The following is a 19,317-nucleotide window of genomic DNA, read 5'->3' as shown; positions in this document are numbered from 1 at the left end:
AGGTGTAAAATGATGTGGGATTTTCCGAAAAAGTGGTTAGGTTTAGTAGCTATTATTGGAACTTTACTTTTTCTTGTTTTTTGGAAAACGAATCAGAGTGTAGAACGAACGCCTATTACAATGAATGTACAAGAGAAGGATATAGAAAAAAAGAGTAAACCGAAAATGTCGGATACAAAGGAACAGAAAAGAACAATTATAATTGATGTGAAAGGAGCGGTTAATAAAGAAGGGGTATATGAAATGGAGGAAGGAGATCGCGTAAAGGATGCGGTTCAAAAGGCTGGTGGTTTTTTATCAGAGGTAGATATGAAAAAAGTGAATTTAGCACAAATTGTACAAGATCAAATGCTTCTTTATATACCGAGTAAAAATGAGTCAGAACAAGGGATGCTTACTTCTTCTAAGGAAGATGGCAAGATTCGAATAAATACAGCGGCGAAAGAGCAATTAGAAAAAATTACAGGGATTGGCTCTAGAAAGGCAGAAAGTATTTTGAAATATCGAGAAGAGCATGGTCCGTTTCAGAAAATAGAAGATTTATTAGAGATTGATGGGATTGGTGCGAAATCTCTTGAAAAGATAAAAGATCAAATTATTATTCCGTAAAAGATTGACGAAGTTTTTCTTCTTTCGCTACACTACAAGTAGACAAAAAAGTAGGTGAAAATATGGAACGAATTTCATGGGATCAATATTTTATGACGCAAAGCCATCTACTATCGTTACGTAGTACATGTACAAGGCTTGCGGTAGGAGCAACAATCGTTCGCGATAAACGAATTATTGCGGGTGGATATAATGGTTCAATTAAAGGTGGTGTACATTGTATAGATGATGGTTGTTACGTAATCGATAATCATTGTGTTCGGACAATTCATGCCGAAATGAATGCTTTATTACAATGTGCCAAGTTTGGTGCGAAAACAGAGGAAGCAGAAATTTACGTTACGCATTTCCCTTGTTTACAATGTTGTAAGGCAATTATTCAAAGTGGTATTACAGCGGTTTATTATGCGCAGGATTATAAAAATCATCCATACGCCATAGAATTATTCGAACAAGCGAATGTAACAGTGAAGCACGTTCCGCTAGAATATGATATTGCTGCATTAGAGGAGCAAAAACGTTATAAGGAGTTAAAAGAATTATTTGCGCCTTTAGAAAAAGATAATTTATCAATGGAAGAATTACAGCATGTATTCACGAAAGCAAAAATGATGCTATAAGGAGTGAGTATAAGTTGCAGGAACAATGGGGGTATGTTGCAATCTCGTTTATAATAGGGGTTGCAATTGCCTTTTCCTCGTCACTTTTATTGATAGTTTTTTGCCTCTTTTTAAATGTTTTCTTCTGTTTATATCGCACTTCGCGTAAAACCTTCATTTTTTGTATTGTAGCGTGCTTTAGTAGCGCTATATACACTTCCTATGTTCAAACGTGGAATAAGCCTCTAGGGGAGTCCTATGGAGTTACAAGAGGGGTTATACAAAATACACCGCTTGTTAATGGGGATCGCCTATCTTTTCAATTTGAAGATCAGAATAAAAATATAGTGCAGTTAAGTTATAGAATCAAATCAGCCTTGGAAAAGAAAAAAATGCAACAATTATACATAGGGATATCATGTGTATTCGAGGGTGAGAGGAAAGAACCGGAAACAGCTCGGAATTTTCATGGTTTTAATTACCGTGATTATTTATACAAACAACATATTTATTTCACATTTGAGGCTACATATATTTCTGAATGCTATAAAACATCACTATCGCTCACGCAATGGATTCTTCTTTTGAGGCAACAAGCAATCTCGAAAGTTACAGAAATGTTTCCAGAGCAATCAGGTGCTTTTATGAATGCATTACTATTTGGTGATAGACAACAAATGACGTTTAAAGTGGAAGAGCAATATCAACAATTTGGTCTTGTACATTTGTTAGCAATTTCAGGTTCGCACATTGTATTGTTAATGGTGATAGTATATTTTATTTTGCTAAGAAGCGGTGTGACAAGGGAGGTAGCAACAATTTGCCTTATCGTTTGTATTCCTTTGTATATGGTTTTAGCAGGGGCGTCACCCTCTGTTATAAGAGCTTCTATAACAGGAGTTTTGATGTTGATTGCTTTTATGTGCTCGATTCGTTTATCTAGTTTAGATGCTTTAAGTGTAACAGCTATATGTATGCTTATATATGACCCTTATCTTGTTTTTAATATTGGATTTCAGTTTTCTTTTGTAGGTAGCTTCGCTTTACTTTTGTCTGCTCCGTTATTGTTAGGGAGTAGCAACGGAGTAATCCGAAATTCTATTTATATTTCTATCATTTCACAGCTCGTTAGTACTCCGATTTTGTTATATCACTTTGGTTATTTTTCTCCATATAGCATTCTCCTCAATCTCTTATACGTTCCGTTTTTATCTATCATTGTATTACCATGTAGCATTATTATTTTACTGTGTATGCCAATTGTCCCGTTTCTCGCAAAAGAATTTGCGGATATATTATCAATAGGCTTGAGTATGTCTAATGATTTTCTGAGTTATTGTGAAAGTTTACCATTTACCCAGCTTATTTTCGGGAAAACGCCCTTCAATCTTGTAGCTGTATATTGCGCGAGTATTGTCAGTATATTGATGGTTTGGGAAAGGAGAGCGCCGAAAAAAATAGTTTGTATAGTTGCCAGTGTATTTCTTTTTATTAGCACATGTCATTATGTATATCCATATTTTAGAGGAAGCGGAAGTGTAACATTTATTGATGTTGGACAAGGTGATGCAATATTAATTCGCCTTCCGTATGATAATGGAATTTATCTTATTGATACAGGTGGAACGCTTCGTGTGAATAAGGAAGAATGGCAGCAAAAAAAGCATGAATTTTCTGTTGGGAATGATATTTTAATACCCTATTTACAAAAAGAAGGTATTAAAACAATTGATAAATTAATCGTAACGCATGGAGATGCAGATCATATAGGTGCTGCGCAAGAATTATTATCATATATACCTGTAAAAGAAGTGGTATTTGGCCGGAAGGGAAAAGATGCAGTATTAGAAAAAGTAGTAAAGAAACAGGCATTAGAAAAGGAAATGAAAATAACTGAAGTGGGGGAAGGGGAGAATTGGAGTGTAAATGAAGCAGAATTTTTCGTTTTAGCTCCAAAAGGAAAAGAAAAAAGCGAAAATAACGCTTCAATTGTAATATGGGCAAAATTTGGAGGGCTGAAGTGGCTATTTACAGGCGATTTGGAAGAAGACGGGGAGAAGATTTTAGTAGAGGCATATCCAGATTTACGAGTAGATGTTTTAAAAGTTGCTCATCATGGGAGTAATACGTCATCTATAGAGCCTTTTTTGAACGTCATACAGCCTCGTGTAGCGATTATATCTGTTGGTAAGCAGAATAGGTATGGACACCCGCATAAAGAAGTGATAGAGCGTTTTGAGAAGATGGGGAGTGCGATATGGCGCACGGACGAGCAAGGTGCTATTTCCTATGTTTTTAAAGGGAAAAATGGAACCTTTAAAAGTAAAATCACATATGATAAAACACATAATAGATGAAAAAGAGAAGACTGCCATGAAGTGGCAGTCTTTAAGAACCGATAAATTTAATAACAGTTGCAATGATGAAAAGTGTTGCGAAAAAACCAAATGAGACGATAAATCCTACCCCTGAATCAATAGCGTCATTGCGTTTACTTTGAACGTTTTGTTCAAAATCATTCATTTAGAATCCCTCCCCAACATTCCACTTTAGTATAAAATATTGTCAGAAAAAAATCTACAATTTCCATATGAAGAGAAAACGAGCTTTTTTGTTACTTTTAAATCATGAAGTAATGTGAGTTTTTCGTTTCCAAGCATGTTAACAGTTGGCACTTATACTCAAATTTTTATTGTGAATAATAAAGGGAAGGTGATTACCGCACACCAATAAGAAACCCGGGGCTTATTGCGTGGCGTTTAATATAAATAAAGGGACGGGTTATAAAGCCTGTTCCTTTGTACTTGTAAAACAAAAGCTAGGGCATTAGTATAAATATATATTGCCAAGTTAGGGAGTAGGAAAAAGTATGAGTGATATACATAAAAAAATTAAAAAGAAACAGTTTGCTCCGTTATATTTACTATATGGAACGGAAGCTTTTTTTATAAATGAAACGATAAAGCTTATTACGACAGAAGCACTTGAAGAAGAAGATCGAGAGTTTAATGTTGTGACATACGATTTAGAAGAAGCGTATTTAGAAGATGTGGTTGAGGATGCGCGTACGCTTCCTTTCTTCGGAGAACGGAAAGTACTGTTAATAAAGTCACCGCTATTTTTGACTTCGCAAAAAGAAAAGTTAGAGCAAAATATAAAAATTTTAGAAGAATACATTGGTGAACCTTCCCCATTTTCTATTCTTGTTTTTGTTGCGCCTTACGAAAAACTTGATGAGCGAAAAAAAATTACAAAACTATTAAAGAAAACAGCAGATGTAGTAGAAGCAAATGCGATGCAAGTGCAGGATGTTCAGAAGTGGATTGTTGCTCGTGCAGATGAAGTACATGTGCATATTGATAACGCGGCTGTTAGTTTGTTGCTAGAGCTTGTGGGGAGTAATGTAACAATGTTGGCGAAGGAAATGGACAAGTTAACGTTATACGTTGGTATGGGCGGAGAGATTACGACGAAACTTGTTGCAGAGCTTGTGCCAAAATCAGTTGAGCAAAATGTATTTGCTTTGACAGAAAAAGTGGTGAAAAAAGATATTGCAGGTGCAATGCAAATTTTGGATGGATTATTTACGCAGCAGGAAGAACCGATTAAATTGCTTGCGTTATTAGTGAGTCAATTCCGCTTGCTCCATCAAGTGAAAGAGCTACAGCAACGTGGTTATGGCCAAAATCAAATTGCATCTCATATTGGTGTACATCCGTATCGTGTAAAGTTGGCAATGAATCAAACGAAGTTTTTCTCTTTTGAAGAATTAAAAAAAGTGATTATAGAATTAGCGGAAGCTGATTATAGTATGAAGACGGGAAAGATGGATAAGAAGCTTGTGCTCGAGTTTTTCTTAATGCGATTAAATCATATGTGATGACACAAAAAAGTTCATGTACTAAGTATATGAACTTTTTTGTATATAAAAAAACGATCCAAATGGATCGTTTTTTAAACGCCTTACGCGTTTACTTGTTTCGCTAAGCGAGATTTTTGACGAGCTGCAGCGTTTTGGTGGATAAGACCTTTGCGAGCTGCTTTGTCAAGTTTTTTAGAAGCAGTTTTGAAAGCTTCTTTAGCATTTTCAAGATCGTTATTAGTAACTAAAGCTTCTACAGTTTTAACAGCAGAACGCATGTCAGACTTGATAGAAGCGTTATGTGCACGACGCTCTTCGCTAAGTTTAGCGCGTTTGATAGCAGATTTGATGTTTGCCATACTTTTCACCTCCCTGGTGCAATCGAATGACTCGATTCTTACATAGAACAAGTGATATTCTATCAAACGGTGAAGAGAATTGCAATAGTATATCCATGAAATTTCACGTAAAGGAAAGAATGACCTTATATAACTTTGGGAAATCTAACGATATTTACTATGAATTACGGAGGAGATACGATGAAAGAACCATTAGATTTAAGTAAATATAGCATTAGAACTGACCTAGCTGTAGAAGCTCATCAAATGTTGCAAGAAAGCCAAGAAGAACAAAAAGGGATACAGGGAGTTATTGTAAAAGAGAGGGAAGAAGAAGGTACTATAATTACAAAAGTAACAATTGATGAGGCTGCCTCTGAAGCGATGGGTAAAAAGCCTGGAAATTATTTAACGCTTGAAGTTCAAGGTATACGTCAGCAAGATACAGAACTTCAACAAAAAGTGGAGCGTATTTTTGCAAAAGAATTTTCTTATTTCTTAGAAGAGATTGGCGTTACAAAAGAAGCAAGCTGTTTAATTGTAGGTCTTGGGAATTGGAATGTAACACCAGATGCTCTTGGACCGATAGTTGTAGAAAATGTATTAGTAACGAGACATTTGTTTCAATTACAGCCTGAAAGTGTAGAAGAAGGGTTTAGGCCTGTTAGTGCAATTCGGCCGGGGGTAATGGGGATTACAGGGATCGAAACGAGCGATGTTATTTATGGGATTATTGAGAAGACGAACCCGGACTTTGTAATTGCGATTGACGCATTAGCTGCCCGTTCTATTGAACGAGTAAATAGCACGATACAAATTTCTGATACTGGAATTCATCCCGGATCGGGGGTTGGGAATAAACGTAAAGAACTAAGTAAAGAAACATTAGGTATCCCTGTTATCGCAATTGGTGTTCCGACTGTGGTCGATGCTGTTTCGATTACAAGTGATACGATTGATTTTATTTTGAAACATTTTGGCCGGGAGATGAAAGAAGGAAATAAACCTTCACGATCTTTGTTACCAGCGGGATTTTTATTTGGAGAAAAGAAAAAATTAACAGAAGAAGATATGCCGGATGAAAAGAGCAGAAATATGTTTTTAGGTGCTGTTGGTACGTTAGAAGAAGAAGAAAAAAGAAGGCTGATTTATGAGGTGCTATCTCCTCTTGGTCATAATTTAATGGTAACCCCAAAAGAAGTAGATACTTTTATTGAGGATATGGCGAATGTAATAGCGAGTGGTTTAAATGCGGCGCTGCATCATCAAATTGATCAAGATAATACAGGAGCATATACACATTGAGGGGAACAGATGATTATCGTTTGAGTCGCTTTACGCTTTTGTGTATATGTAGTGTAGCTTTATGTTTACTTATGATGATAGCAGGAGTGGCACTTACTAATCATGGTTTGAAAAGTATGAAAGGCTATCAGCAATTGTCATATGAACAAATCGCTCATATGACAGGGACAGAAAGTACAGGTGCTGAATCAGAAATTTTGGGTAGCTCGTTTTCGGCCTCAGAAAAACAACAACAATTAGAACGTTTAAGAAGTTTTAATGTTGTAGAAGGAATTGGGATGGCTGTAGCAAGTGTAGCTTATGAAATGACGAAGTTCGGAACGGATATAGTTGTTGGGAAAATAAAAGAAATTTTTAGCTAAGAGTAACATGGGAGAAGGTTGTTTTACTGATTTGTAAGACAGCCGTTTTAAAATTTGAAAAGGGTTTGTCTCTTATGGTTTATTCGCATAAGATATAGATAGAATGATTTGTATCGTAAGCAGCACGAGTTTTCATTGAATCTTTGTTGCTCTATTGATATAATCAGTGCTAGTGTATATTGGCGAGACTATTAGGAGTTGAGAACATAGATGAATAAAGAAGAAAGAGCAAAAAGACAGTCCAAAATTCGTAATTTCTCTATTATTGCTCATATTGACCACGGAAAATCAACGTTAGCAGACCGTATTTTAGAGAAAACAAACGCGTTAACACAACGCGAAATGAAAGCTCAGTTGCTTGACTCTATGGATTTAGAGCGTGAGCGTGGTATTACAATCAAATTAAACGCAGTACAATTAAACTATAAAGCAAAAGATGGTGAAGAGTATATTCTTCATTTAATTGATACACCAGGACACGTCGACTTTACGTACGAAGTATCACGTAGTTTAGCGGCTTGTGAAGGCGCGATTCTTGTAGTAGATGCAGCGCAAGGTATTGAAGCGCAAACGTTAGCAAACGTATACTTAGCGCTTGATAATAATTTAGAAATTTTACCAGTTATTAATAAAATCGACTTACCAAGTGCGGATCCGGAACGTGTACGTCAAGAGGTGGAAGACGTAATTGGTTTAGATGCATCAGAAGCGGTACTTGCTTCTGCGAAAGCTGGAATTGGTATTGAAGAAATTTTAGAGCAAATTGTTGAAAAAGTACCAGCTCCGGCGGGTGATTCAGAAGAGCCGTTACAATGTATGATTTTCGACTCTTTATATGATCCGTACCGCGGTGTAATTGCTTATATCCGTGTTGTAAATGGAACAGTAAAAGTTGGCGATAAAGTACGTATGATGGCAACGGGTAAGGAATTTGAAGTAACAGAAGTAGGTGTATTTACACCGAAAACTACACAACGTGACGAGTTAACAGTAGGTGATGTAGGTTTCTTAGCAGCATCGATTAAAAATGTTGGTGACACACGCGTTGGTGATACGATTACACATGCGAAACGTCCAGCTGCAGAGCCGTTAGCAGGTTACCGTAAGTTAAACCCGATGGTATTCTGTGGTCTGTATCCAATTGACTCTGCTCGTTATAACGATTTACGTGATGCATTAGAAAAATTAGAGTTAAACGATTCTGCTCTTGAGTTTGAACCAGAAACATCTCAAGCGCTAGGATTTGGTTTCCGTTGTGGTTTCTTAGGACTTCTTCACATGGAAATCATTCAAGAACGTATTGAACGTGAATTTAAGATTGACTTAATTACAACAGCGCCAAGCGTTATTTATAAAGTTTATTTAACTAACGGTGAAGATGTTATAGTTGATAACCCATCTAATATGCCAGATCCACAGTCTATCGATCGTGTAGAAGAGCCGTTTGTGAAGGCTTCAATTATGGTTCCGAATGACTATGTTGGAGCTGTAATGGAGATTTGCCAAGGTAAACGTGGAACGTTTATTGATATGCAATATTTAGATGAAACGCGTGTTACATTAACATATGAAATCCCGTTATCAGAAATCGTATATGACTTCTTCGATCAATTGAAATCAAATACGAAAGGGTATGCATCATTTGACTACGAGTTAATTGGCTATAAACCATCTAAACTTGTGAAAATGGATATTCTTTTAAATAATGAACAAGTGGATGCTTTATCATTTATCGTACACCGTGATTCAGCGTATGACCGTGGTAAAGTAATCGTAGAGAAATTAAAAGAATTAATTCCGAGACAACAGTTCGAAGTGCCAATTCAAGCGACTATCGGAAATAAAGTTGTAGCACGTTCTACAATTAAAGCGATGCGTAAAAACGTACTTGCAAAATGTTACGGCGGTGACATTTCTCGTAAGCGTAAACTTCTTGATAAGCAAAAAGAAGGTAAAAAACGTATGAAGTCTGTTGGTTCTGTAGAAGTACCACAAGAGGCATTCATGGCTGTACTGAAAATGGATGACAACTAATATTTGAAATAAAAAAGAAGTCGTTTGTGCGGCTTCTTTTTTCTGTATAATTACTTTTTAGACATCTGAGCAGCTCTCATTTACAATAATGAGAGAGCTTTTTAGTTCATATAGAGTTAGGAGACTGTTAATGTCCGAAAATATTCGAAAAGATATTCAAGATAAAATACAAAATGGTAATTTTAATTGTGAAAAGGAATTGACGCTTTCTATTATTAGTGGAAAGTGGAAAGTTGTGATACTGTGGCATCTTGGTGTGGAAGGGCCGCATCGTTTCAGTGAATTACAACGGTTATTCCCAAGCATTTCTCATAAAGTTTTGTCGAACCAATTAAAAGAGTTAATGGAAGATGGGATTGTTGATCGGACAGTATATCCCGAAATTCCTCCTCGCGTTGAGTATTATATGACGGAACTAGGCATGTCACTTTTACCGATCGTTGAAATGATGTATGATTGGGGAAAAATGCGAATGGAACAAATTCGTAATACGTTAGAGAAGTAGAGAACCCTCCGGAGTGCGGAGGTTTTCTTTTTAGAAAGGTAGGAGTTATATTTGGTACAAGCTGCATATATTCATATTCCGTTTTGTCAGCACATTTGTCACTATTGTGATTTTAATAAAGTGTTTATTGAACGCCAACCGGTTGATCAATATTTAGATTATCTAGAGAAGGAAATAATAAATACGGTTCAAAAAGTTCCGTTTGATAGTATGAAAACGATTTTTGTGGGCGGGGGAACTCCGACAGCGTTAAATATGGAGCAGACAAAAAAATTACTCGAGATTATTAATCGTCATTTGCGTCCGTTCGCCCCGAATTGTGAATTAACATTTGAAGCGAATCCAGGAGATCTACCGAAAGAGAAGTTGAATGTACTGCTAGAAGGTGGAGTGAATCGAATTAGTTTTGGTGTGCAAACGTTCCGTGATGAACTGCTTGAGAAAATTGGGCGCAAGCATACGAGGGAAGATGCATTCCTAGCGATTCGAGAAGCACAGGAAGTAGGCTTTAAAAATATTAATGTAGATATTATTTATGCTTTGCCAGGACAGACGATAGAAGATGTAAAAGAAACATTAGATATTGCTTTTACGCTTGGTGTACAACATTTCTCGGCATATTCATTAATTGTGGAACCAAAAACAGTGTTTTATAACTTAATGAACAAAGGGAAATTGCGTCTTCCGGGTGAAGACCATGAAGCGAAAATGTATGAAATAGTAATGGATGAAATGGAGAAACACGGTTATAACCAGTATGAAATTAGTAATTTCTCAAAAGGTGACAATAAAAGTAGACATAATCTCACATACTGGAATAATGAAGAGTATTATGGATTTGGAGCTGGAGCTCATAGTTATGTGAACGGGGAACGTATTCAAAATGTAGGTCCCCTGAAGCAATATTTTAATAAAATTGATGAAACAAGATTTCCGTATTTAGATGTTCACAAAGTGACGGAGAAAGAAAGAATGGAAGAAGAACTGTTCTTAGGGCTTCGAAAAACAAAAGGTGTTTCTAAAACGTCGTTCCGCAATAAATTTAATGTGGAGATGGATCAAGTTTTCGCGAAGCAGTTACAAAGCAATCAAGAGCAGGGATTGCTTGAAGAGGAAGATGGACATGTACGTTTAACGCGAAAAGGAAAATTATTAGGGAATGAAGTATTCCAATCATTTTTGATTGACTAATTAAATGTTCCATAGGTGTGAAAAATTTTCATTATTTCGTGACGTTTCCGTTGACAATTGAATGTCAATTTTGGTAAGTTATTAATAGATTTAGCACTCAAAGACAAAGAGTGCTAACAGAGGTGATGATGAGATGCTTACGGAACGTCAGCTCTTAATTTTACAAACAATTATTGATGACTTTATTGGATCAGCGCAGCCCGTTGGGTCTAGAACGTTGGCTAAAAAAGATGAAATTACATTTAGTTCAGCTACTATTCGAAATGAAATGGCGGACTTAGAAGAATTAGGTTTTATTGAAAAAACGCACAGTTCTTCTGGACGTGTTCCTTCTGAGAAAGGCTACCGATTTTATGTAGACCATCTTTTAGCGCCGCAAAACTTACCAAATGCTGAAATTGTACAAATTAAAGATTTATTTGCCGAAAGAATTTTTGAAGCGGAAAAAATTGCACAGCAATCTGCTCAAATTTTATCAGAACTTACGAATTATACGGCCATTGTTCTTGGACCGAAGTTAAGTACAAATAAACTTAAAAATGTACAAATTGTGCCGCTTGATCGTCAAACTGCAGTCGCTATTATTGTAACTGATACAGGGCATGTACAAAGTAAAACGATTACCGTTCCGGAATCTGTTGATTTATCAGATTTAGAAAAAATGGTTAATATTTTAAATGAAAAGCTATCTGGCGTACCGATGGAAGAACTTCATAATAAAATCTTTAAAGAGATTGTTACAGTTTTACGTGGGTATGTTCATAATTACGATAGTGCAATAAAAATGTTGGATGGTACATTTCAAGTTCCGTTATCGGAAAAGATATACTTTGGAGGAAAAGCAAATATGCTTTCGCAGCCAGAGTTCCATGACATTCAAAAGGTTAGATCTTTACTTACCATGATTGATAATGAAGCCGAATTTTATGACATTTTGCGTCATAAACAAGTCGGGATTCAAGTGAAAATTGGTAGGGAAAATTCTTCGACGGCTATGGAGGATTGTAGTTTAATTTCTGCAACATATTCGATCGGCGAAGAGCAACTTGGAACAATTGCTATTTTAGGTCCTACGAGAATGCAATATTCTCGTGTAATTAGTTTGTTACAGTTATTTACGAGACAATTTACTGATGGGCTTAAAAAGTAAATGAGAGTAATACATTCGCTCAAGTGATGAAATTTTCATTGCTGTGTGTAATATATAATCCTTAGGTAATCATGCTATGCATGATACCTAATACCTTTTAAGGAGGTGAATATTGTGGAAGAGCGTAACGAACAAGTGGTAGAAGAAGTAAAAGAAGCGCAAGTTGAAGAAGCTGTCACGCCAGAAAACAGTGAAGAAACTGTAGAAGAAAAAAGTGAGGCTGCTCTTTTACAAGAAAAAGTAGATGAGTTACAAGCGAAACTAACGGAAACGGAAGGTCGCACATTACGTCTACAAGCTGATTTTGAAAATTATAAGCGCCGTGTCCAAATGGATAAACAGGCTGCTGAAAAATATAGAGCACAAAGTCTAGTTTCAGACATCTTGCCAGCTCTTGATAATTTTGAAAGAGCGATGCAAGTGGAAGCGACTGATGAGCAAACGAAATCCTTGTTACAAGGTATGGAAATGGTGCATCGTCAATTGTTAGAAGCACTGAATAAAGAAGGTGTGGAAGTGATTGAAGCTGTTGGTAAACAGTTTGATCCTAATGAACACCAAGCTATTATGCAAGTGGAAGATAGTGAATTTGAATCAAACGCGGTTGTAGAAGAATTCCAAAAAGGTTATAAACTAAAAGACCGTGTGATTCGCCCATCAATGGTAAAAGTAAATCAATAATTTACATAAAACTAGGAGGATTCGCCATGAGTAAAATTATCGGTATTGACTTAGGTACAACAAACTCTTGTGTAGCTGTTATGGAAGGTGGAGAACCAAAGGTTATCCCAAATCCAGAAGGAAATCGTACAACACCTTCTGTTGTAGCTTTCAAAAATGAAGAACGTCAAGTTGGGGAAGTTGCAAAGCGCCAAGCAATTACAAACCCAAATACAATCATGTCTGTTAAACGTCATATGGGTACAGACTACAAAGTAGAAGTTGAAGGTAAAGATTATACACCTCAAGAAATTTCTGCAATCATTTTACAAAACTTAAAAGCTTCTGCTGAAGCATACTTAGGTGAAACAGTAACGAAAGCTGTTATTACAGTACCTGCATACTTCAACGATGCAGAGCGTCAAGCAACGAAAGATGCTGGTCGTATCGCTGGTTTAGAAGTTGAGCGTATCATTAACGAGCCAACAGCAGCAGCACTTGCTTACGGTTTAGAAAAACAAGATGAAGAACAAAAAATCTTAGTATATGACTTAGGTGGCGGTACATTTGACGTATCTATCCTTGAGTTAGCAGACGGCACATTCGAAGTTATTTCAACTGCTGGTGACAACCGTCTTGGTGGCGATGACTTTGACCAAGTTATCATCGATCACTTAGTAGCTGAGTTCAAAAAAGAAAATAACATTGATTTAAGCCAAGATAAAATGGCGCTTCAACGCTTGAAAGATGCAGCTGAAAAAGCGAAAAAAGATCTTTCTGGTGTAACACAAACTCAAATTTCATTACCATTCATTAGTGCTGGAGCTGCTGGTCCATTACACTTAGAATTAACGTTAACAAGAGCGAAATTCGAAGAGCTTTCAGCAGGTCTTGTTGAAAGAACATTAGAGCCAACTCGTCGTGCATTAAAAGACGCTGGTTTTGCTCCAAGCGAATTAGATAAAGTTATTCTTGTTGGTGGATCTACTCGTATCCCAGCTGTACAAGAAGCTATTAAACGTGAAACTGGTAAAGAGCCATATAAAGGTGTAAACCCTGATGAAGTTGTAGCATTAGGTGCTGCAGTTCAAGGTGGCGTACTTACTGGTGATGTAGAAGGCGTTCTATTATTAGACGTAACTCCACTTTCTTTAGGTATTGAAACTATGGGTGGCGTGTTCACGAAATTAATCGAGCGTAACACTACAATTCCAACAAGTAAGTCACAAGTATTCTCAACAGCTGCTGATAATCAACCAGCAGTAGACATTCACGTATTACAAGGTGAGCGTCCAATGTCAGCTGACAACAAAACGTTAGGTCGTTTCCAATTAACTGACCTTCCACCAGCACCACGTGGTATTCCACAAATCGAAGTAACATTCGATATTGATGCGAACGGTATCGTTAACGTACGTGCGAAAGACTTAGGAACAAGCAAAGAGCAAGCTATTACAATCCAATCTTCTTCAGGTCTTTCTGATGAAGAAGTAGAACGTATGGTACAAGAAGCGGAAGCAAATGCTGACGCTGACCAAAAACGTAAGGAAGAAGTTGAACTTCGTAACGAAGCTGACCAACTTGTATTCCAAACAGACAAAGTTGTAAAAGATTTAGAAGGTAAAGTAGATGCAGCTGAAGTTGCAAAAGCAACAGAAGCAAAAGAAGCATTACAAGCTGCAATTGAGAAAAACGAGCTTGAAGAAATTCGTGCGAAAAAAGATGCTTTACAAGAAATCGTACAACAGTTAACTGTTAAATTATACGAGCAAGCTCAAGCTGCTGCTGGTCAAGCAGAAGGTGCGCAAGGTGCACAAGACGCTGGCGCGAAGAAAGATAATGTAGTTGACGCTGAGTTTGAAGAAGTAAAAGAAGACAAGTAATTCAACTGTAAACATAATAAGTAAGATGACAAAAAGTCAAAGTCAAGCGTGCCTTGACTTTGGCTTTTTTCACGAATGAGAAGCGATGTGTGAGGATCTTAAGTTTTTCGCTTTGCATACTGTAAGTGAGGAAACTTTGTTGCAAAGCACTTTCTTTCGGTGTTAAAATTACGTTTATGTGAAAGATTCGGGGGTTGTAAATTTATGAGTAAACGAGACTATTATGAGGTCCTTGGACTTAGCAAGGGCGCTGCAACAGATGAAATTAAAAAAGCGTATCGTCGTTTGGCTAAAAAATACCATCCAGACGTAAGTAAAGAAGAAAATGCAATTGAAAAGTTTAAAGAAGTACAAGAAGCATACGAAGTGTTAAGTGATGATCAAAAGCGTGCGCAGTACGATCAATTTGGTCATGCTGGTGCAAATCAAGGATTCGGTGGATTTGGCGGCGGAGGAGACTTCGGCGGTGGCTTCGGTTTTGAAGATATATTTAGTTCTTTCTTTGGCGGTGGCGGCGGCAGACGTCGTGATCCAAATGCTCCGCGCCAAGGTGCTGACTTACAATATCAAGTCACTTTAGATTTTGAAGAAGCTATTTTTGGTAAGGAATTAAATGTGGAAATTCCAGTAGAAGATCCATGTGATACTTGTAAAGGTAGTGGAGCAAAACCAGGAACTTCAAAAGAAACATGTAAACATTGTTCAGGTTCTGGTCAAGTGAGTGTTGAACAAAACACACCATTTGGTCGTATCGTAAACCGTCAAGCTTGTGGTCATTGTTCAGGAACTGGACAAATTATTAAAGAAAAATGTACGACATGTCACGGTTCAGGTAAAGTTCGTAAACGTAAAAAAATTAATGTTAAAATTCCAGCGGGTATTGATAATGGTCAACAAATTCGTGTGTCTGGAAAAGGTGAAGCCGGCGTAAATGGCGGACCAGCAGGAGACTTATATGTTGTCGTTCATGTAAGAAATCATGAATTCTTCGAGCGTGAAGGAGATCACATTATTTGCGAAATGCCATTAACATTTGCGCAAATGGCGCTTGGTGATGAAGTGGAAGTTCCTACTGTTCATGGTAAAGTGAAGCTGAAAATTCCAGCAGGAACACAAACTGGAACTGAATTCCGCTTAAAAGGAAAAGGTGCTCCGAACGTACGTGGATACGGCCAAGGAGATCAATATGTAGTCGTTCGTGTTGTTGTACCAACGAAATTGACTTCACAGCAAAAAGATTTATTACGTGAATTTGCAGGACAAGAAGAGCAGGATGATAGTTTGTTCGGAAAGCTTAAACGTGCTTTCAAAGGGGAATAATGGAAATAAAAAATGGAGTTGGTAAATTGTGAAATGGTCAGAAATTAGTATTCATACAACAGAAGAAGCAGTAGAAGCTGTCTCTCATATTTTACACGAAGCTGGTGCTAGCGGAGTTGCGATTGAGGACCCAGCGGAGTTAACGAAAGAGCGCGAGCAACAATATGGTGAAATTTATGCATTGAATCCCGATGAATATCCAGCGGAAGGTGTATTAATAAAAGCATATTTCCCGCAAACCGATTCTTTACATGAAACGATTGCAGGTGTAAAATCATCTATTGATGTGCTTCCATCTTACGACATCGAAATTGGTACTGGAAATATTACCGTTAACGAAGTCAATGAAGAAGATTGGGCTACTGCTTGGAAAAAATATTACCATCCAGTACAAATTTCTGATACATTCACAATCGTACCGACTTGGGAAGAATATACACCATCTTCTCCTGATGAAAAAATCATTGAATTAGACCCGGGTATGGCGTTTGGTACAGGAACTCATCCAACAACAACGATGTGTATACGTGCTTTAGAAAAAACAGTACAGCCAGGTGACACTATTATTGATGTAGGAACAGGTTCTGGTGTACTTAGTATTGCAGCGGCAAAATTAGGTGCGTCTTCTGTTCAAGCATATGATTTAGATCCGGTTGCGGTTGAAAGTGCAGAAATGAATGTACGTTTAAATAAAACAGATGATATCGTGTCTGTTGGACAAAATAGTCTTTTAGAAGGTATTGAAGGTCCTGTTAATTTAATCGTAGCTAACTTATTAGCAGAAATCATTCTATTATTCCCTGAAGATGCAGCAAGAGTTGTGAAATCAGGTGGATTATTTATTACATCGGGCATTATTGCTACGAAGGAAAAAGTAATTTCTGAGGCGCTAGAAAAAGCTGGATTTACAATTGAAGAAGTGTTACGAATGGAAGATTGGGTAGCAATTATTGCACGAAATGCGTAATATAGATTTTAGTCTATAATGAAAAGGGGAGTCTCTCACTATAAGGTGAGGGACTTGCCGTTTGTTATATGAAAAATGATAACGTTTCGTTCTTTTCGTAAGTGTTGACTTACGAAAGGAACGAAACTCTACTAAGGTGATTATATGCAACGTTATTTTGTAGAAGAGAAATATGTAAATGAGACAAGTATTCGTATTGTAGGTGATGACGTACATCATATCGCAAGAGTGATGCGTATGTCAGCTGGAGATCATATTTATTGCTGTGTAAACGGAAAAACAGCAGTATGTTCAATTGATGAAATTACCAGTGAATTTATTAATACGACTATTGTAGAATGGGTAGAGGCGTCAAGTGAACTTCCTGTTTTCGTGACGATTGCAAGTGGACTGCCAAAAGGAGACAAGCTAGAGTTAATTTTTCAAAAAGGAACTGAGCTTGGGGCAGCTGCATTCTTACCATTTCAAGCATCTCGCTCTATCGTAAAATGGGATGCGAAAAAAGCTGATAAAAAAGTTGAGCGTTTAAGAAAAATTGTGAAAGAAGCTGCGGAACAATCACATAGAAGTGAAATTCCAGAAGTACATGCTCCGGCATCATTTAAGCAATTGCTTTCAATGAGTGGTGAGTATGATGTTTGTCTTGTTGCTTACGAAGAGGAAGCAAAACAAGGCGAGAAATCTAATTTTGCGAAAGCTTTAACGACAATGAAACCAGGTCAAAAGCTATTGATTGTATTTGGCCCAGAAGGCGGTTTAGCTGAGGAAGAGATTACAGCGCTTCGTGAACATAAATTTGTACCATGTAGTTTAGGACCAAGAATTTTAAGAACAGAAACGGCGCCATTATACGCGTTAAGTGCTGCTTCGTATCATTTTGAATTGATGGGGTGATGATCAATGTCAACTGTTGCGTTCCATACGTTAGGTTGTAAAGTAAACCACTATGAAACAGAAGCCATTTGGCAATTGTTTAAACAAGGTGGTTATGAAAGAACAGAATATGAAAAGAAAGCTGATGTATATGTTATTAACACATGTACAGTAACGAATACTGGGGACAAAAAAAGTCGTCAAGTAATTAGACGTGCTGTGCGTCAAAATCCAGATGCAGTTATTTGTGTAACGGGATGTTACGCACAAACATCTCCAGCGGAAATTATGGCAATCCCAGGTGTGGATATTGTAGTTGGTACACAGGATCGTGAAAAGATGTTAGGTTACATCGAAGAATTTCGTAAAGAGCGTCAACCAATTAATGCTGTCCGCAATATTATGAAAACACGCGTGTACGAAGAACTTGATGTACCTTATTTCACGGATCGTACACGTGCGTCTTTAAAAATACAAGAGGGTTGCAATAACTTCTGTACATTCTGTATCATTCCTTGGGCGCGTGGTTTAATGCGTTCTCGTGATGGAAAAGAAGTTATTAAACAAGCACAACAATTAGTGGATGCAGGCTATAAAGAAATCGTATTAACGGGTATTCATACAGGTGGATACGGCGAAGACATAAAAGATTATAACTTAGCTGGATTACTTCGTGATATGGAAGCGGAAGTAGGCGGATTAAAACGTCTTCGTATTTCTTCTATTGAAGCGAGTCAAATTTCAGATGAAGTAATTGAAGTGTTAGATAAATCTGAAGTAGTTGTACGCCACTTGCATATTCCGTTGCAATCTGGTTCTAATACTGTATTAAAACGTATGCGTCGTAAATATACGATGGAGTTCTTCCAAGAGCGTTTAGATCGTTTGAAAGAAGCGTTACCAGGCCTTGCGATTACATCTGATGTAATCGTTGGTTTCCCAGGTGAAACAGAAGAAGAATTCATGGAAACATACAATTTCATTAAAGAGAACCGCTTCTCTGAGTTACATGTGTTCCCTTACTCAAAACGTACAGGAACACCTGCAGCACGCATGGAAGATCAAGTTCCTGAAGATGTGAAGAACGATCGTGTTCATCGTTTAATTGAGCTATCTAATCAATTAGCGAAAGAGTACGCATCAGGGTTTGAAGGTGAAGTGCTTGAAATCATTCCGGAAGAGCAATTTAAAGAGGGCGACCGTGAAGGGTTATATGTAGGTTATACAGATAACTACTTGAAAATTGTATTTGAAGGATCAGAAGAATTAATTGGTAAGCTAGTGAAAGTGAAAATTACGAAAGCTGGTTATCCATATAACGAAGCGCAATTTGTTCGTGTTCTTGAAGATGATGTAAAAAAAGAATCAGCTAGTGCATAAAAAGAGCGTGCAACCGGAAACGGTTTGCATGCTTTCTTTATTTGAATCGGTTAAGTACTAGAGGGCGTGGAGGCGTTTCATGCATCCCTGTATGAAAAAAGATGAAATGATAAAAATATAGTTGTCTTCATCAGTGAAGGATACTAGCTATTTGCCATAACTTTTGAAAAGGAAATGCTTCTATTCTTCTTTTATTCTGCCAAATAGTTGACCTGAAGTGATAAAATGTATTATAATCGTAAAAGACATGCTGAAGAAGTGTTTCTTTTTGCATGCTGA

The 19,317-nt window shown here is 37.2% G+C and carries 18 protein-coding genes; 16 read left to right on the top strand and 2 right to left on the bottom strand.

The window, feature by feature from the left end:
- The first annotated feature begins 9 nt into the window (after positions 1–9).
- The 3 genes from F3I02_RS24220 (at position 10) to F3I02_RS24210 (ending at position 3,565) form a co-directional block, all read left to right on the top strand.
- Positions 10–609 carry a helix-hairpin-helix domain-containing protein gene (locus F3I02_RS24220; RefSeq protein WP_000989933.1) on the top strand — a complete coding sequence of 200 codons (600 nt, stop codon included), beginning with the start codon at positions 10–12 and terminating at the stop codon, positions 607–609.
- A gap of 62 nt (positions 610–671) precedes the next feature.
- Complete coding sequence (locus F3I02_RS24215) at positions 672–1,229, top strand: ComE operon protein 2 (protein WP_000439771.1); 558 nt, start codon at positions 672–674, stop codon at positions 1,227–1,229.
- Positions 1,230–1,243: 14 nt separating this feature from the next.
- Positions 1,244–3,565: a DNA internalization-related competence protein ComEC/Rec2 gene (locus tag F3I02_RS24210; RefSeq protein WP_196478503.1), complete on the top strand. Its 2,322-nt coding sequence runs from the start codon at positions 1,244–1,246 to the stop codon at positions 3,563–3,565.
- A 31-nt stretch (positions 3,566–3,596) separates the two neighbouring features.
- Here F3I02_RS24210 and F3I02_RS24205 read toward each other — a convergent pair whose 3' ends face one another.
- Positions 3,597–3,731, bottom strand: coding sequence for a YqzM family protein (locus F3I02_RS24205; RefSeq protein ID WP_000997609.1), 135 nt, complete (start codon positions 3,729–3,731; stop codon positions 3,597–3,599).
- A gap of 346 nt (positions 3,732–4,077) precedes the next feature.
- On the opposite strand from F3I02_RS24205, the gene holA reads away from it, so the two are divergent.
- A complete protein-coding gene (gene holA, locus F3I02_RS24200; protein WP_001279922.1) occupies positions 4,078–5,088 on the top strand; it encodes a DNA polymerase III subunit delta in 1,011 nt (336 codons plus the stop codon).
- A gap of 83 nt (positions 5,089–5,171) precedes the next feature.
- Here the strand turns inward: holA and rpsT are convergent, their stop codons facing one another.
- Positions 5,172–5,429, bottom strand: a complete 258-nt coding sequence (rpsT, locus tag F3I02_RS24195; RefSeq protein ID WP_001274011.1) for a 30S ribosomal protein S20 — start codon at positions 5,427–5,429, stop codon at positions 5,172–5,174.
- 180 nt (positions 5,430–5,609) lie between these two features.
- On the opposite strand from rpsT, the gene gpr reads away from it, so the two are divergent.
- The 12 genes from gpr (at position 5,610) to mtaB (ending at position 19,038) form a co-directional block, all read left to right on the top strand.
- Entirely contained in the window at positions 5,610–6,713 is a 1,104-nt protein-coding gene (gene gpr, locus F3I02_RS24190; RefSeq protein WP_000662622.1) for a GPR endopeptidase, read from the top strand.
- Positions 6,710–7,075 (top strand): YqxA family protein, encoded by a 366-nt coding sequence (locus F3I02_RS24185; protein WP_196478502.1) that lies wholly within the window; start codon positions 6,710–6,712, stop codon positions 7,073–7,075. Before gpr ends, F3I02_RS24185 begins: the two co-directional genes overlap by 4 nt.
- Before the next feature lie 210 nt (positions 7,076–7,285).
- On the top strand, positions 7,286–9,109 hold the full coding sequence (gene lepA, locus F3I02_RS24180; protein WP_001030949.1) for an elongation factor 4: 1,824 nt from the start codon (positions 7,286–7,288) through the stop codon (positions 9,107–9,109).
- Positions 9,110–9,239: 130 nt separating this feature from the next.
- A complete protein-coding gene (locus F3I02_RS24175) occupies positions 9,240–9,614 on the top strand; it encodes a winged helix-turn-helix transcriptional regulator (RefSeq protein ID WP_001293539.1) in 375 nt (124 codons plus the stop codon).
- Between the two features lie 51 nt (positions 9,615–9,665).
- Entirely contained in the window at positions 9,666–10,805 is a 1,140-nt protein-coding gene (gene hemW / locus F3I02_RS24170) for a radical SAM family heme chaperone HemW (protein WP_000249434.1), read from the top strand.
- Between the two features lie 133 nt (positions 10,806–10,938).
- Positions 10,939–11,955: a heat-inducible transcriptional repressor HrcA gene (gene hrcA, locus F3I02_RS24165; RefSeq protein WP_000954941.1), complete on the top strand. Its 1,017-nt coding sequence runs from the start codon at positions 10,939–10,941 to the stop codon at positions 11,953–11,955.
- A 114-nt stretch (positions 11,956–12,069) separates the two neighbouring features.
- Positions 12,070–12,636, top strand: a complete 567-nt coding sequence (gene grpE, locus F3I02_RS24160; protein WP_000392710.1) for a nucleotide exchange factor GrpE — start codon at positions 12,070–12,072, stop codon at positions 12,634–12,636.
- A 26-nt stretch (positions 12,637–12,662) separates the two neighbouring features.
- Positions 12,663–14,498, top strand: coding sequence for a chaperone protein DnaK (gene dnaK, locus F3I02_RS24155; protein ID WP_000034700.1), 1,836 nt, complete (start codon positions 12,663–12,665; stop codon positions 14,496–14,498).
- A 204-nt stretch (positions 14,499–14,702) separates the two neighbouring features.
- Positions 14,703–15,818: a chaperone protein DnaJ gene (dnaJ, locus tag F3I02_RS24150; RefSeq protein WP_000043934.1), complete on the top strand. Its 1,116-nt coding sequence runs from the start codon at positions 14,703–14,705 to the stop codon at positions 15,816–15,818.
- A 28-nt stretch (positions 15,819–15,846) separates the two neighbouring features.
- Complete coding sequence (gene prmA, locus F3I02_RS24145; protein ID WP_196478501.1) at positions 15,847–16,785, top strand: 50S ribosomal protein L11 methyltransferase; 939 nt, start codon at positions 15,847–15,849, stop codon at positions 16,783–16,785.
- Positions 16,786–16,929: 144 nt separating this feature from the next.
- The gene (locus F3I02_RS24140) at positions 16,930–17,679 is read left to right on the top strand and encodes a 16S rRNA (uracil(1498)-N(3))-methyltransferase (protein ID WP_001190164.1); all 750 of its coding nucleotides are present in this window, start codon (positions 16,930–16,932) and stop codon (positions 17,677–17,679) included.
- Between the two features lie 6 nt (positions 17,680–17,685).
- A complete protein-coding gene (gene mtaB / locus F3I02_RS24135) occupies positions 17,686–19,038 on the top strand; it encodes a tRNA (N(6)-L-threonylcarbamoyladenosine(37)-C(2))-methylthiotransferase MtaB (RefSeq protein WP_000108683.1) in 1,353 nt (450 codons plus the stop codon).
- Positions 19,039–19,317: the final 279 nt, after the last annotated feature.

Source organism: Bacillus sp. SRB3LM (genome assembly GCF_015712745.1).
Classification (GTDB): Bacteria; Bacillota; Bacilli; order Bacillales; family Bacillaceae_G; genus Bacillus_A; species Bacillus_A thuringiensis_K.
Note: the sequence above shows the minus strand (reverse complement) of the source record. Positions and strands in the feature narration are given on the sequence as shown.

What these genes read in the sequence shown, in the direction of transcription:
- F3I02_RS24220 (WP_000989933.1), top strand. Translation starts at nt 10, where the DNA reads ATGATGTGGGATTTTCCGAAAAAGTGGTTAGGTTTAGTAGCTATTATT.
- F3I02_RS24215 (WP_000439771.1), top strand. Translation starts at nt 672, where the DNA reads ATGGAACGAATTTCATGGGATCAATATTTTATGACGCAAAGCCATCTA.
- F3I02_RS24205 (WP_000997609.1), bottom strand. Translation starts at nt 3,731, where the DNA reads ATGAATGATTTTGAACAAAACGTTCAAAGTAAACGCAATGACGCTATT.
- holA (WP_001279922.1), top strand. Translation starts at nt 4,078, where the DNA reads ATGAGTGATATACATAAAAAAATTAAAAAGAAACAGTTTGCTCCGTTA.
- rpsT (WP_001274011.1), bottom strand. Translation starts at nt 5,429, where the DNA reads ATGGCAAACATCAAATCTGCTATCAAACGCGCTAAACTTAGCGAAGAG.
- gpr (WP_000662622.1), top strand. Translation starts at nt 5,610, where the DNA reads ATGAAAGAACCATTAGATTTAAGTAAATATAGCATTAGAACTGACCTA.
- lepA (WP_001030949.1), top strand. Translation starts at nt 7,286, where the DNA reads ATGAATAAAGAAGAAAGAGCAAAAAGACAGTCCAAAATTCGTAATTTC.
- F3I02_RS24175 (WP_001293539.1), top strand. Translation starts at nt 9,240, where the DNA reads ATGTCCGAAAATATTCGAAAAGATATTCAAGATAAAATACAAAATGGT.
- hrcA (WP_000954941.1), top strand. Translation starts at nt 10,939, where the DNA reads ATGCTTACGGAACGTCAGCTCTTAATTTTACAAACAATTATTGATGAC.
- dnaK (WP_000034700.1), top strand. Translation starts at nt 12,663, where the DNA reads ATGAGTAAAATTATCGGTATTGACTTAGGTACAACAAACTCTTGTGTA.
- dnaJ (WP_000043934.1), top strand. Translation starts at nt 14,703, where the DNA reads ATGAGTAAACGAGACTATTATGAGGTCCTTGGACTTAGCAAGGGCGCT.
- F3I02_RS24140 (WP_001190164.1), top strand. Translation starts at nt 16,930, where the DNA reads ATGCAACGTTATTTTGTAGAAGAGAAATATGTAAATGAGACAAGTATT.
- mtaB (WP_000108683.1), top strand. Translation starts at nt 17,686, where the DNA reads ATGTCAACTGTTGCGTTCCATACGTTAGGTTGTAAAGTAAACCACTAT.